At 69.3% G+C, this 14,399-nt stretch carries 12 protein-coding genes; 2 read left to right on the top strand and 10 right to left on the bottom strand.

The window, feature by feature from the left end:
- Window positions 1–123: 123 nt before the first annotated feature.
- The 6 genes from ACNTAO_RS05920 to ACNTAO_RS05895 all read right to left on the bottom strand — a co-directional run bounded on the left by ACNTAO_RS05920 (window position 124) and on the right by ACNTAO_RS05895 (window position 6,599).
- On the bottom strand, window positions 124–1,956 hold the full coding sequence (locus tag ACNTAO_RS05920) for a site-2 protease family protein (RefSeq protein WP_435161048.1): 1,833 nt from the start codon (window positions 1,954–1,956) through the stop codon (window positions 124–126).
- Between the two features lie 78 nt (window positions 1,957–2,034).
- A complete protein-coding gene (ncsA, locus tag ACNTAO_RS05915) occupies window positions 2,035–3,075 on the bottom strand; it encodes a tRNA 2-thiolation protein NcsA (protein ID WP_435161047.1) in 1,041 nt (346 codons plus the stop codon).
- 45 nt (window positions 3,076–3,120) lie between these two features.
- Window positions 3,121–4,083, bottom strand: coding sequence for an alpha/beta fold hydrolase (locus tag ACNTAO_RS05910; RefSeq protein ID WP_435161046.1), 963 nt, complete (start codon window positions 4,081–4,083; stop codon window positions 3,121–3,123).
- A 101-nt stretch (window positions 4,084–4,184) separates the two neighbouring features.
- The gene (locus tag ACNTAO_RS05905; protein WP_435161045.1) at window positions 4,185–4,928 is read right to left on the bottom strand and encodes an SDR family NAD(P)-dependent oxidoreductase; all 744 of its coding nucleotides are present in this window, start codon (window positions 4,926–4,928) and stop codon (window positions 4,185–4,187) included.
- A 24-nt stretch (window positions 4,929–4,952) separates the two neighbouring features.
- Window positions 4,953–6,179 (bottom strand): methylmalonyl Co-A mutase-associated GTPase MeaB, encoded by a 1,227-nt coding sequence (meaB, locus tag ACNTAO_RS05900; protein WP_435161044.1) that lies wholly within the window; start codon window positions 6,177–6,179, stop codon window positions 4,953–4,955.
- Window positions 6,180–6,599: a cobalamin B12-binding domain-containing protein gene (locus ACNTAO_RS05895; protein WP_435161043.1), complete on the bottom strand. Its 420-nt coding sequence runs from the start codon at window positions 6,597–6,599 to the stop codon at window positions 6,180–6,182.
- Window positions 6,600–6,760: 161 nt separating this feature from the next.
- On the opposite strand from ACNTAO_RS05895, the gene ACNTAO_RS05890 reads away from it, so the two are divergent.
- Window positions 6,761–7,543 carry an RlmE family RNA methyltransferase gene (locus tag ACNTAO_RS05890; RefSeq protein WP_435161042.1) on the top strand — a complete coding sequence of 261 codons (783 nt, stop codon included), beginning with the start codon at window positions 6,761–6,763 and terminating at the stop codon, window positions 7,541–7,543.
- Window positions 7,544–7,591: 48 nt separating this feature from the next.
- Here ACNTAO_RS05890 and ACNTAO_RS05885 read toward each other — a convergent pair whose 3' ends face one another.
- The 4 genes from ACNTAO_RS05885 to thsB all read right to left on the bottom strand — a co-directional run bounded on the left by ACNTAO_RS05885 (window position 7,592) and on the right by thsB (window position 12,754).
- Entirely contained in the window at window positions 7,592–9,343 is a 1,752-nt protein-coding gene (locus ACNTAO_RS05885) for a histidine kinase N-terminal 7TM domain-containing protein (RefSeq protein WP_435161041.1), read from the bottom strand.
- An 85-nt stretch (window positions 9,344–9,428) separates the two neighbouring features.
- Window positions 9,429–9,929, bottom strand: a complete 501-nt coding sequence (locus ACNTAO_RS05880; protein WP_435161040.1) for a dihydrofolate reductase — start codon at window positions 9,927–9,929, stop codon at window positions 9,429–9,431.
- A gap of 50 nt (window positions 9,930–9,979) precedes the next feature.
- The gene (locus tag ACNTAO_RS05875) at window positions 9,980–10,981 is read right to left on the bottom strand and encodes an ornithine cyclodeaminase family protein (protein WP_435161039.1); all 1,002 of its coding nucleotides are present in this window, start codon (window positions 10,979–10,981) and stop codon (window positions 9,980–9,982) included.
- 141 nt (window positions 10,982–11,122) lie between these two features.
- Window positions 11,123–12,754: a thermosome subunit beta gene (gene thsB / locus ACNTAO_RS05870; protein ID WP_435161363.1), complete on the bottom strand. Its 1,632-nt coding sequence runs from the start codon at window positions 12,752–12,754 to the stop codon at window positions 11,123–11,125.
- A 798-nt stretch (window positions 12,755–13,552) separates the two neighbouring features.
- Here thsB and ACNTAO_RS05865 point away from each other — a divergent pair.
- The gene (locus tag ACNTAO_RS05865; RefSeq protein ID WP_435161038.1) at window positions 13,553–14,395 is read left to right on the top strand and encodes an NAD(+)/NADH kinase; all 843 of its coding nucleotides are present in this window, start codon (window positions 13,553–13,555) and stop codon (window positions 14,393–14,395) included.
- The last annotated feature ends 4 nt before the right edge of the window (window positions 14,396–14,399 follow it).

Here is a 14,399-nt window from a genome sequence, read left to right as displayed (position 1 = left end):
GTCCACATCAAAGCCCTATCACCAGAAATCTCCGATTTCTGGTTAGCAGTCAGAAGCGAAGCTTCTGACGAGACCCTCAACGAGCGAACCCCGTATGGGGTGAGCGAAGTAGGGTAGGGTAGTTTACGCTAGCCCGAGCGCCGTGAGGATCTGGTTGCCGAACACCATCGCGATCAGTCCGAAGAGCATGACGAGGCCCGACGAGACCGTGATCGTCCTGACGGCCGCGTGGCGGTTGTCGATCGGGACGCGGCTTACGATCGCCTCGGCGGCCATCCGGAGGATCCGTCCGCCGTCGAGTGGAAACGCCGGGAGACAGTTGAACAGCGCGAGCTGGACGTTGATCCAGCCGGCCCAGAACAGCAGGTTCGCGAGGACGAACACCCCGCCGCCGAGCACCGCGAGTCCGCCCTCGAGGACGTAGAAGTTCGCGACGCCGCCCGCGAACCCCGCGAAGTTGAACGGCAGGCCGAAGAGACTCCCGAGCGGGAGAATGAGGGTGACGAAGACGAGTCCGACGACGGAGTTCGCCAGTCCGCCGACCGCGACGCCGGTGAGCGCGTCCGGTCCACCGTCGCCACCGAGCAGCGCGAGGTAGGTGTCTGCCGGGTACGGCGAGGCACCGACGTCGTCGAGCGCGAGGCCGCTCGACCCTGGGAAGAGGCTGACGCCGACGAGCCCGCCGGGCCGACTCGGGTGTGGGTCGAGCGTGACGTCGTACGTGACGCGCTCGCCGGACGCGGTGTAGGCGGCGACCGGAACGGTCGCCCCAGGATCCAACCGTTGGAGCGTCGTCGCGAGCGCCTCGTCGGTGCGGATCCGGTCGCCGTCGACCGAGACGATGGTGAGCGGCTCGCCGACGGCGGCACCCGCCTCGCGTATCGGGCCGTCCTCTTGTACGGCAACGACGTACGCGCCGACCGGCACGCGGGCGTCGGCGAGCGTCTCGCCGTCAGCCGAGACCACCGTCACGCTCGCGCGCTCGTCCGTGCCGACCGCCGCGAGGAACTCCGCCTCGGTCCGCACCGACTCACCGTTCACCGCGGTGACGACCGGCGGCGCGTCCGCGACCGTGACGCCGAACGGGTTCCCGCCGGCAGACCCGATCGCCTGGAGCTCCCGCTGGAGCGCGACCGCACGAGTCGTGTCGCCGTCGTCGACGACGATCGAGACGTCGGCGGCGGCGTCGGCGAGCGCGGCGTCGAACGCCGCCGGGTCGTCGACCGGCTGTCCGGCGACCTCGACGATTCGGTCGCCCCGTTCGAGGTCGGCCGCGGCCGCGGGCGAGCCGGGCGTCACCTCACCGACCGCGTAGCCGGGAGCGACGGCCATCGCTCCCGTGACGGGACCGAAGAGCAACGCGAACGCGAGGACCGTGAGGAGGACGTTCGCGGTGACGCCGGCGGCGAACATCCGTGCACGAGCGCCACGGGAGACGGTCTGCGTCGCCTCCTCGTCCGGTTCGACGAAGGCGCCGACGGGGAGCACGGCGAGGAACACGAGCCCCATGGAGTCGATGTCGATCCCCTCGACGCGACACAACAGTCCGTGGGCACCCTCGTGGATCACCATCGCGATCGCCAGTCCGGCGACGATCTCGGGGGCGACCGACAGCGGGAGGAAGTCGTTGACGCCCGGGATGATGAGGAAGTTCTGCGGCTGGCGGATCGCGGCGGGCTGTGCCGCGGTGAGCGCGGAGAGTCCAGACGAGAGGATCAGGACGAACGAGCCGACCATCGCGACGAGCGCGCCACCGAGTCCGAGGTTGGCGAGCGCCCGCCAGAACCGAGTCGGCCGGGCGAGGCGGTCGAGGACGTCGCGTCCGCGGCGGGTGTGCAGCGTCGTCAGCGGACCCGACACCCGAACCGCGTCGGGGAGGATCCCGCGGGTCTGCAGCCAGGCCATGGCCGCCGTGTACGCGAGGACGCCCGTCAGCACCCACAGCACCGTGTTCATACCGATTCGTGGGAGACGACCGGGTGTAAGCCGTTCGGTTCGACCACCCGCCGCCGACGACGAGCGGGTCGTGTCGGCTCAGACCGCCTGGATCGATTCGAGCAGTCGGCACGTCCGGCACACCGGACGGCTCGTCGTGGACCCACAGCGCTCGCACTCGCGGAGCGACCGCTCTCCTGTGGACCGGTCGTCGGGGGCCGCGTCGACCGCAGTCGCCGCCTCCGTTGCGGTCGACGTGTCACCGCATTCGACGGGCCCGCGGTATCGGTCGGCGGCCAGCGCAGAGAGCTCCTCGTAGCCGGCCATGATCGAGTGGCGGGTGCCCGGGTGGTTCGTCTCGAGGTCGTGAAGCAGCGACCGGATCTCGCCGCGGTACGCCTCGGCGGCGTGCGGACACTCCGCGGTGTGGGCGGGGAGGTCGGCGACGTGACAGTACAGCGCGACCTCTTTTTCCGGGACGTCACGGAGCGGCTTCGCCCGAGGGACGAACGCGTCCGTTCGCTCGCGCTCGTCGAACGGGCCAAGCGAGGCGTCGAAGTGCTTCGCGACCTGGGCGACGTCGCCTTCGAGGACGTTCATCAGGGCGGTCTGTGCCTCGTCGTCGAGGTTGTGGCCGGTGAGGAGCTTGTCGGCGTCGAACGACTCGGCGTACCGCTCGAGGACGTCCCGACGGAAGACGCCGCAGTACGCACACGGCGCCATGTTCGCCGGGTCCGTCTCGGCGACGTCGTCCATGCGGACGCCGAACTCGTCCTCGTACGAGACCACCTCGTGGCGGATCGACCGGTCGGCGGTGAGTGCGAGACAGGCGTCGAGGCTCTCGTCACGGTAGCCCTCGATGCCCTCGTGAACCGTCACCGCGAGCAGTTCGACGCGTGGGTCTCGGCCGAAGACCTCGTCGAGGATGTGCGTGAGGACGACGCTGTCTTTGCCGCCGGAGAGGCCGACGACCCACCGGTCGGGGTCGTCTGGGGTCGCCTCCGGGTCGAGCAGTCCGTCCTCGCGCACCCGGCGTTTCACCCGCGTCTCCACCGACCGACGAAGGTGCACACCACAGAGGTGTGCGCCCGAGTAGGCGGCGTGGTGTATCGCGTCGGCCCCGCACCTGTCACACTCCATGCAGCGTCGGTTACGAGGCAGTAGGCATACCCATTTCGGGGCGTCTCACGCGGTACTCACACGCCCCGCGGCGAGGCTCTCACGGACCGTCTCGACGAACCGATCTGGGTGTTCGACGTGAGGGAGCAGGCGCGCGCGGTCGAAGACGACGAGCCGCGCGTCGGCCGCGTCGGCCAACTCACGCCCCTCGGCGAGCGGGCTCACGTCGGCCTCGCGTCCCCACACGATCACCGGCGGGACGGAGAGGGCGCCGAGCGCACCGGCGAGGTCGAGGTCGCTGTTGAGGAAGCCGGCGACGAACGACGCGGGCGCGAAGCGTGCGTTCTCGACGTGCGTCGTCCGCCACTCGTAGTCGATCCACGTCGGATCGAGCGCGTCGTCGCCGTAGTAGCCGTGGTCGGCGTTGAAGTAGCGGATCGACGGCTTCGACGTGAGGAGGTTGAACGCGGCCTCGCCGACGAACGGGGCCCTGAGCAGCTCACGCACCCACGACTTCGGGGGACTCGGGCCCGCGACCGCGGTCGGACACACGCCCACGAACCCGCCGAGTGCGACGCCCTCGTCGCCCGTGCCAGTCGTCTCGGCGGCCGCCGCCGTGTACGCCGCCGACAGCGAGGAGGCTACGACCGCGGGGGTCTCGAACGTGGTGAGAAAGTCGGCGACGAAGTCCTCGTACAGCGCCGCGGAGTACCGCAGCGGGGGGCGATCGGACCGGCCGTACCCCGGGAGGTCCGGCGCGACGACGTGGTGGTCGGTCGCGAGGTCGTCGAACACCGCCCGCCACTCGCCCGACGAGCCCGCCGCGTTGATCCCGTGAAGCAACACCAGGTCTGGGTCGTCCGGGTCGCCGGCTTCGGTGTACGCGACGTCCATCCCGCGCCAGTGGTAGGTTCCCTCGTCGCCGTCGAGCGGCGGCTCGAGCGGCTCCCGGTGGCGGAGCCCAACGTTCGCCGTCGCGACCGCGCCAGCGCCGAGGAGGGCCGCCCCGACGAAGTTCCTGAGTCGCATACCAGAACGTGTGTCTCCCGCGATTTATACTCGTGGGGCGACGGCATCGTCGTCCCGCGTCCGTCGCCGGCCGCGCCAAGGTGGTGCGGTCTCGGCGGGGGTCAGCCGTCGAGCTCCGGGAGTCGGCCGCCGTCGACGGCCACGTTCTGGCCGCTCACGTACGCGGCCGCGTCGCTGAGGAAGAATCGGAGCGGTGCGGCGACGTCGGCGAAGCTCGCGGGGCGGCCGCGCGGGAACGACTCGACGCCGGCTTCGGTGTTCTCGACGGCGAACGGCGAGACGGCGTTCACCGTGATCCCGTCGTCGCGGGTGTCGGCCGCGAGCATCCGGGTGAACATGAGCACGCCGGTCTTCGCGACGAAGTACGGGAAGTTCACCGGGTGTGCGTGCCGGCGGTCGCTGTCGGCAAAGCCGATGTTGACGATGCGTCCCCACCCTCGCTCGCGCATCGCCGGCAGCGCGCGCCGCGAACAGAGGACGGTGCCGTAGAACGTCGACTCGACCACGTTGCGCCACGACTCCCACTCGATCTCGCTCCAGTGACGCGAGTCGAAGTCGCCGACGTTGTTCACGAGGACGTCGACCGTGTCGAGCGTCTCCGCTGCGGCAGTGAACAGGTCGTCGACGGCGGCCGGGTCGGTGACGTCTCCCTGCACGGTCGTCGCCTCGACGCCGCGCTCGCGGGCCTCCGCTGCGGTCGCCGTCGCCGCGGCCTCGCTGTCGCGATAGTGCACGACGACGTCCGCGCCGCAGTCGGCGAGCGAGAGGAGTAGTTCGCGTCCGACGCGTCGGGCACTCCCGGTGACGAGTACGGTTCGGCCGGTCAGATCCGGTGTGATCGCCATGGCGATCCGTCGTGGGTGTAACGGTTAATCCTTCTCGCTCGGCCGGTCCGCTCCCGGGTCGGCGTCGGGTCCCGGCGACCCGCTCGGTTCGCCGTCGATGGCTCGCTCGACGCACCGCTCGATCGGATCGACGACCTCGGCCGCGACGGTGTAGGGGTCGGTCTCGCCGCGACGAACCCGCGCTGCGAGCGCGTCAACCCCACCATGCCCGGCGATCGCGTCGTTCGCGAGTGCACCGACGTCGGCCCGTATCAGGGTTCGGATCGCCGCCGCGTGCCGGCGGCGACGCGTCGCCGCCAGCTCGCCCGAGTCGCGGAGGGCCGTCGCGTGTGCGTCGAACGCTTCGAGGAGCGCGTCGACACCCTCACCAGTTTCCGCGACGGTCCCGACGACCGGCGGCGTCCACGTCGACGACCCCGCCTCGTCGCCGTCGTCCGCCCGGTGACCGTCGTCGGTCGGATCGGTCGCACCGTAACCGTCGTCGGCCGCTCCCGCAGCACGGCCGGCTCCGGGGCCGTGATGACCAGTGAGATGGCTCGACTCCGTGCGCTCGTCCCGGCGGTGGACCATCGCTTCGAGTTCGGCGCGGGTGCGTTCGGCTCCCTCCCGGTCGAACTTGTTCACCACGAAGACGTCGCCGATCTCGAGGATTCCCGCCTTCAGCGTCTGCACGTCGTCGCCTGCGCCGGGTTGGACCAACACGGCGACGGTGTCGGCCGTGCGCACCACGTCGATCTCGCTCTGGCCCGCCCCGACCGTCTCGATCAGGATCACGTCCTTGCCGAAGGCGTCGAGCGCGGTCACCGCGTCGGTCGTCGCCATCGAGAGCCCGCCGAGCTGCCCGCGGGCGCTCATCGAGCGGACGAAGACGTCCATGTCGCCGACGGTCGAGGCCATCCGGATCCGGTCGCCGAGGACCGCCCCGCCGGTGTACGGCGAGGCGGGGTCGACGGCGACGACCCCGACCGTGTCGCCGCGGTCGCGGAGCGCGAGCGCCAGCTTGTCGACGAGCGTCGACTTGCCCGCACCCGGCGACCCGGTGACGCCGATCACGTCGGCGGAGCCGGTGTGGTCGTGAAGCGCCGAGACGATCGCCCGGTACCCCGGCGCGCGGTCTTCGATCCGCGAGATGACCCGCGCCAGCGCCCGGTGGCTCCCAGCGAGGAGCGATTCGACGAGCGTCGCGTCGCGGTCGGACAGCGCCGTGCCGGCCGCGTCGGTCGCGTCGGCGTCTGCGTCGCGTCCGACCATCTACGCGCGCTCCGGGAGGTTCGCCCTGACGAAGTCGACGGTCTCGGCCATCGGGGTGCCGGGGCCGAACACCTCCGCGACTCCGGCGGCTTTCAGGCGCTCCTCGTCGTCGTCGGGCACGATCCCGCCGACGATCACGAGGGTGTCTTCGAGCGCGCCGTACGCCTCGAGTCCGTCCATCACCTTCGGGACGAGGGTGTTGTGTGCCCCAGAGAGGATCGAGATGCCGAGGACGTCGACGTCCTCTTGTACGGCCGCCTGTACGACCTCCTCCGGCGCCCGGTGGAGCCCCGAGTACACGACCTCGAAGCCCGCGTCACGGAACGCCCGTGCGATCACGTGTGCACCCCGGTCGTGGCCGTCGAGGCCGACCTTCGCGACCAGACACCGAACGGGGCGCTCGTCGGCGTCGACGCTCATGCCTCCAGTTGCACCCGGCGACGATTTGACTCTACCGGCCGTGGCGCGCGGCCGCACCCACACTCCGACGTACCTTTCCGCTCCGGCGACGTTCCGTCGTGCATGGACGTGAATTCGACGGTCGGTTCGGTTCGAGACGTCTCACGCGGGGTGTCGTAGTCGTGTCGGGCAAAGACGACTACTACAACCGCTCGAAACAACAGGGGTACCGCAGCCGCGCCTCCTACAAGCTCAAACAGCTCGATTCGGAGGCGACCCTGTTCGAGACCGGCGATACGGTCGTCGATCTCGGGGCCGCCCCTGGGGGATGGCTGCAGGTGGCCGCCGAGGCGGTTGGTGAGACGGGGACCGTCGTCGGTGTCGATCTGCAGCGGATCGACGACTTCGACGCACACGACGTCGAGACGATCCGCGGCGACATGACCGACGAGCGCACCCGGCACTACCTCCGCGAGGCGGTCGGCGAGGCCGGCGCAGACGTCGTGGTGAGCGACATGGCACCGAACATGACCGGCGAGTACGACCTCGACCACGCGCGCTCGGTGCACCTGGCACGCCAGGCGCTCGCAGTGGCCGAGGAGCTGCTCGCACCCGGCGGCGACTTCGTCGTGAAGGTGTTTCAGGGCCGCGACCTCGAGGGGCTTCGCGAGTCGGTCGCGGACGGCTTCGAGTACGTGCAGACGGTCTCACCACCGGCCTCGCGGGACGCCTCTTCGGAGGTGTACCTCGTCGCGAAGGGCCGACTGACCGCCACCGTGGCCGTCGGGGACCGGCTCACGGTGACCGTCGACGAGCGGGGCGACGAGGGCGACGGGATCGCGTACGTCGACGGCTACACCCTCTTCGTGCCCGGAGCGACGCCCGGTGAGACCGTCTCGGTCGTTGTCGAAGACGTGAAGCCGCGGTTCGGCTTCGCGAGTCGCGCAGAGTCGACGGGCGAGTAGTCCACTCGGCACGCGTCTGCGGGCGAGAAACAGCACCCGTCGACGGTCTCACGGCGAGGGGTCCGTGTGCCGGTCGACGACCGACGAGCGCGTCGAGCGCGTCGCGTCCACGTCCGTGACGTCGGTGCCGGCGTCCTGGTCGTCCTCCGCGGGCTGGACGCGGACCCCGCGGATGGCGTACTTGACCCCATCGGTGTAGCTCGGGTCGGGCGAGACGGTCCACCCCTCGGTCTCCGCGAGGGCACGCACGTTCGGCAGCGCCATTCCCGCGTCGGCGGTCGGCTCGGCGCTCTCGTACGCGAAGAGGTGGTCGTCACGCCCCTCGGTGTCGTGACGGCCGTCGTCCGCCACGTCGAAGCCGTCGGGCTGGACTGTGACCGTCAGCGTTGACGCCCCGTTGTAGGCGGCGAACCGAACAACGTTTCGCAGCAGGTGTTTGAGTCGCGTCGGGGCGGCCAACACCGCGCCCTCCCCACGCACGACGATCAACGGCGCCTCGGGAACCGCCTTGGCGGCGGCGCGCAGCGTTCGCTCGAGGTCGACGAACGTCTCCTCGCCGGCGTCGTGCGTGTACCGGACCAACGTGTGTAGGTCTTCGACGCTCCGTTCGATGCGCCTGACGCGTGCTTGCGCGGTCGCGACGGAGTCGCGGGCGGCGGCCGGGTCGTCGGCGTCGAGTTGCTCGACAGCGACGTCGAGGTAGCCGTTCGCCACCGTCACCGAGTTCCGAAGCTCGTGGGCGATCGCACCAGACATGTCTGCCAGCTGTTGTTCGTGCCGTTTGCGCCGCTCACGCTGGCGCTCGAAGGTCGTGACGTCCTGGAGGAGCAGCGTGTAGCCGAACGTCTCGATCCCGACCTCGAGCGGGTGGCTCGTGGCCAGATACGTGCGGGTCTCCTCGTCCACCGGCGTCTCGACGAGCGTCGGTCGACCGGCGTCGTAGTCGGCCGCGAGCGACGACGAGAGCGTCTCGATGGCGACCGGTGGGTCGTCGGTGTCGAGCGCCGGAAAGACCGCCGTCGCTGCTTCGTTCCACTCGGTTACGAACCCGTCGGCGTCGACGACGAGGATACCGCCCGCCGCGCGCTCGACGATCGACCGACGGGTCGCGCGCTCTTCGGCGACGAACCGCTCTTCGGCGAACAGCGTCGTGCCGACCGCGAAGACGGCGACGCCGACGGGCTCGTACGTGAGCGCCGGGATGAGGTCCGGGGCGAGTAGGTCGACGAGCTTCGGCACGGACGCGACGCCGGTGGCGGTGAAGAGCCCGGCGAGCGTCCACGGGGGGCGCGCTGACTGTCGGTAGAGCCGGTAGAGGAACACGAAGCCGATACCGGTCAGCAGGTACGCGAGAGCGAACGAGCCCCAGTAGAGCGGCCCTTGGTCTATCAGGAGGAGTCTCGTCGGCTCTCGCCGGATCGTCGCGGCGAAGTACTGGCCGTGGATCGGGTTGGTGAGCTTGGCAGCGACCACGACGACGTAGACGCCGACGGCCGCCAGTCGGTACGGCCGCCGTCGATGGTAGTCGTGGCCCGTGTACGCCGAACAAAAGTACAGCCACGGCCCGATGGTGGCGAAGCCGACGGCGAGTGCGAGCGCGTAGATCGCCGCGGCGGTCGACTCTTCCGTGACGAGCAGCCCACCGGTCTGGAGTGCCCCCCAGACGCCCACGACGAGTAGCAGCCATCGTAGTCCCCGCCGCGAGTCGGGGTTGCCGAGCCGAGGCTCACGGGCGGCGACGGCGAAACACGCCGCCGCGGACGCGAGGAAGACGCCGACGAGTGGCCACGATACCGACATGATACGGTACGTATCGAAAGTATGTGGGAAACTACTTATTACCGCCGGTGGATGCAGCGTCGGTCCGGCGGGAGCGTCCGCCCCGTCATCCCGGTCGGTCCGGCCGCGTGGTTCGGTGCCACTCACGGACCGTGAACCCCTCGTACGCGGTCTCGGCCGCGACCGTCCACTCGTCCGGATCCCACGACGGGTACCGGGCGTCGCCGTCGTACTGCCCGTCGACGTGGCTTAGCGCCATCTCGTCGACGAACGGCTGGAACAGCTCGTAGATGGTCGCCCCGCCGAGCACGTACGCGACGTCGTCGCTCGCTCGCTCGCTCGCGAGCGCGAGCGCCTCCTCGGCGTCGGCGGCGACGACCGCGGTCGGCTCCGTGAGCGTTTCGAGGCGTCGGCTCACGACGATCTGGTGTGTTCCCGGGAGGTCCTCGCGCATCGAGTCAAACGTCCGGCGTCCAAGGACGACGGGGGCGTCGGCGACGCGGGCCCGGTACTGCTCGACGTCGGCGGGAAGCGGGGGCCACGGGACCGCGCCGTCGTCGCCGATCACGCCGTTTGCTGCCACCGCGGCGACGCTGACCAGTCGCATGCAACAGGAAGGATCCGCACGCGCTAAAGCGACTCGGCCGACTGCGTGCACTACCCGTCGAGCCCGAGGAGGTCGAACGGCGAGCCGTTGTCGGCTGCGGCCGCCTGCTCGTACACGACGTGTGCCGTGGCGACATCCTGGATCGCGAGCCCCGTAGAGTCGAAGACACTGACGCCCGTCACGCCGTCCGAATCCGACCGACCCGCCCGCGCACCGACGACGATCTCGCCGATCTCGCCGTAGACGTCGTCGTCGCCGAGCGTGCCCTCGGCGTACGGGACGTTGATCTCACCGGAGTGGGTGCACTGCTCGTGGTCGTCGATGACCACGGCCGCGTCGAGGAGGAGGTCGTCGGCGAGTTCGTGTTTGCCCGCGGCGTCGGCACCCATGGCGTTGACGTGGGTGTGGTCACCGACGTCGTTCGGGCCGACGATCGGCTCCGTGCTCGGGGTCACCGTCGAGAGCACGTCGCAGTGGCCGGCCGCCGAGATGGAGCCCGCTCGGACGTCGAACCGGTCGTCGAAGGCGTCCACGAACGCCGCGGTGCGCTCCTCGTCGAGGTCGCTGACGACGACCTCCTCGATGTCACGAACCGTCGCGATCGCCTCGAGTTGCGTGTACGACTGGACGCCGGCGCCGACGATCCCGAGCGAGCGCGCGCCGTCGATCGCCAGGTGGTCCGTGGCGACCGCGGCGGCCGCTCCGGTGCGTTTCATCGTGAGCGTCGTTCCGTCCATGATCGCGAGCGGGAACGCGGTCGTCGGATCGGAGTAGATCATCGTTCCCATCACCGTCGGCAGGTCGTGGTCGGTCGGATTGTCGGTGTGGACGTTCACCCACTTGATACCGGCCGCCTCGAACGAGCCGGTGTCGAGGTAGGCGGGCATCGACCGGAAGTCGCCGTTGTGTTGGGGCAAGTCGATGTACGACTTCGGCGGCATCTGGGCGTCGCCGCGCTGGTAGGCCGTGAACGCGCCTTCGACCGCCTCGATCACGCGGTCCATCCTGGCGTTCTCGTCGACGTCGTCGTCGGTGAGAAGCAACGTCTGCATACTCGCTTCTCGCGGTGGTCGGTACTTAGGACTGCTGGAGCGGCCGTTTCACGGCCAATATTCGTGAGAAACCGGTGCGTCTCGGCGTCGATTCGGGCGAGTGGACCGTCGGCGTGCGTGTACGAGGCGTGCCCGACGCGGTTACATCGCGCCGCCCATGCCACCCATGCCGCCCATGCCACCGCCGGGGGCACCGGCGCCCTCGTCGTCGTCGCTCGCGGTCGAGAGGTCGCCCGCCGAGATGATGTCGTCGATCTTGAGCACCAGGTTTGCCGCCTCGGCCGCAGAAGCGACCGCCTGTTCTTTGGCGTGGGCCGTCTCGACGACGCCCGCCTCGAAGGTGTCCTCTACGTCGCCGGTGAAGACGTTCAGCCCGGCGTTCGCGTCGCCGCTCTCGTGGGCCGCCCGGAGGTCGACGAGCAGGTCGATGGAGTCGAGTCCGGCGTTCTCGGCGAGGACGCGGGGGATGAGTTCGAGCGCGTCGGCGAACGCCTCGACGGCGAGCTGCTCGCGGCCGGAGACGGAGTCGGCGTAGTCGCGGAGACGACTCGCGAGCTCGACTTCGATCGCGCCGCCGCCGGGGAGGATCCGGCCGTCGGAGACGGTGGTCGCGACGACGTCGATGGCGTCGTTGATCCCGCGCTCTAGCTCGTCGACGACGTGGTCGGTCGAGCCGTAAACGAGCAGCGTCGCGCCGTGGGGGTTCTCGCCTTCGACGTAGAACAGCTCCTCGTCCGCGTCGCGCTCTACGGAGCCGATCGCGACGTCGGCGGCGGACAGCGAGTCCAGGTCGGTGACGATCGTCGTGTCGAGGACGTTCTTCAGGAACTTCATGTCGGACTTCTTGGTCCGGCGCACGGCGAGGACGCCCTCCTTCGCGAGGTAGTGCTGTGCGAGGTCGTCGATGCCCTTCTGACAGAAGACGACGTCGGCGCCCGCGTCGACGATCTGGTCGACCTTCTCGCGGAGCTGAGCCTCCTCCTGGTCGAGGAACTGCTGGAGCTGCTCGGGGGAGTCGACGTTGACCGAGGTGTCGACGTCGGCCTCTTCGACCTCGATCGGATCGTTGAGCAACACGACGTTCGCCTCCTCGAAGTCGGTCGGCATGTCGTCGTGGACGGGGTCCTTGTCGACGACGGCACCGGAGAGGAGTCGTGACTCACCGGCCGAGCGGCCGGTGCGCGTCTCGATGTTCAGGTTCTGGAGGTCGACGACGTGTGAGCCGTCGTCGGCCTCGACGGTGACGCCCTGGACGGAGCGGACGACGAGGTCGGCGAGCACCTCCTTTTCGAGTTCCGCGCCCTTGCCCGTCATCGACGTCTCGGCGACGTTTTTCAGCGTCTCCGTGTCCTCGGGGTCGACAGTCGTGGCGACGTCGTCGACCTCCTCGCGGGCGAACTCGCTCGCGAGGTTGAAGCCCTTGATCACCGCGGTGGGGTGGATGTCCTGTTCGAGGAGGTCCTCGGCGTTCTTCAACAGCTCGCCCGCGACGGCGACCGCGCTCGTCGTGCCGTCGCCGGCCTCGTCTTCTTGCGTCTCGGCGACCTCGACGATCATCTCGGCGGTCGGGTTGTCGATGTCCATCGTCTGGAGGATGGTGACACCGTCGTTCGTGATGGTGACGTCGCCCGTCGAGTCGACGAGCATCTTGTCCATCCCCTTCGGCCCGAGCGTCGAGCGTACCGCCTCGGCGACGCCGCGCGCCGCAGAGATGTTGTACTCCTGTGCGTCACGATCCTTGACGCGCTGGGCGTCCTCGCCCATGATGATCATCGGCTGGCCCTGCTGCATTCGCTGGCTCATACAGCGCTTGATTGATTGTGATTCTATATAAATCCATCGTAAGCACGCGTCGCAGGCCGGGCGCGTGTGGTGGCGAGAGGAGCGAGAAAACCACGGGACAGAGCGCGTTCGAGTCGAGATTCGTGTTGACTTGTCACACGCTCGAGTGAGCCTACACGTCGGCGGTTCGCGGTGGTTTTAAGTGCAGTTTGGTGCGACGTCGACTGAACCCAGCGAGACGGAGTCCGTGTGACCCAGGCGATTCCGCGACACACGGGCACTACGTACCGCCACCTCCTCTCCAACCAATTCGATACGTGTATGGTGGTGGTTCTGTGACGAACACGACTCCGCGACACACGGGCACTACGTACCGCCACGCCCTCCCCAATCGATTCTATACGCTTGTGAGAGTGGCTGCGTGAACGAGACGACCTGCAACAGCCGGACACCAGTTACAGCCACGCCCTCCCCAATCGATTCGCTCTCGTACGTGTATGATGGTCGTGTGACCGAGACGACCGTGCGACTGCCGGGCACCAGTTACCGCCACACCCTCCCCAGCCGATTCGCTCGGTCGCTTCGCTCCCTCGCTCATCCCTCGCACGCGCTCGCGAGCCCGCCTCCGGCGCGCTCACGAGGCGCGCGCCACCGCGTGGTGAGTGAGAGTCGGTCGAAGCTCGTCACCTGAGAGTCGATCGCCTGACCATATCTGGGTGACTGGTCGTGTGGAGTGTGTGGGCCGAGGTAGTCGCCACGCTTTATTCCTCCGACGTTCGAGCCTGATACATGAACGTCGGCATCGTGGCGCGAAAGGGGAACGACGAGGCGGTCGCGACCGCACTCGACGTGTACGAGGTCGCACGCGACCGCGGCGAGACGGTCTGGGTGGACGAGGAGACCGCATCGAGTCTCACGTCTGCGGTCGACGCACCGACGGTGACGGGACGACCCGTGGAGGCGCTCGACGCGTGCGATCTCGCCGTCGCGATCGGCGGCGATGGGACCTTCCTCTTCGTCGCGCGGAACGCCGGCGAGACGCCGGTGCTCGGGGTCAACCTCGGGGAGGTGGGCTTTCTCAACGCCGTCCCGCCGGCGTCGGCGACCGCCGCCGTCCGCTCGGCGCTCGACGGACTGGCCGACGGAGACCTCAGCGTCCGGGAAGCCCCGCGGCTCGTCGCCCGAACCGACGAGTGGGAGTCGGTCCAGGCCGCCAACGAGATCGTCGTGCACGGCGACCGGCGCGGCCCCGGGAGTGGCATCGAGTACGAACTCGCCGTCGACGACTCGCCGTACTCGACGGGGCGAGCCGACGGCGTGCTCGTGGCGACGCCGACGGGCTCCACGGCGTACAACCTCTCGGAGCGCGGGCCGCTCGTCGCCCCGGACGTGGACGGCCTCGTGGTCAACGAGATGGCGGCGAGAACGGGGATGCCGCCGATCGTGGTCGACGCCGACGCGACGGTCGGCGTGACTGTTCACGACCCGGACGGCGTCACGGTCGTCGCCGACGGGCGGAACGCCACGCAGGTTTCGGGGCCCGTCACGGTGCGAGTCGAGCGGGCGTATCCGCCGATGCGGATCGCGGGACCGGAGGGTGACTTCTACGAGGCGTTGCGTAAACTGTCCTGAGGCG

It is taken from the genome of Halorubrum zhoui, assembly GCF_051194155.1.
In the GTDB taxonomy this organism is placed as follows: Archaea; Halobacteriota; Halobacteria; order Halobacteriales; family Haloferacaceae; genus Halorubrum.
This window is presented reverse-complemented; position numbering and strand designations above follow the sequence as displayed.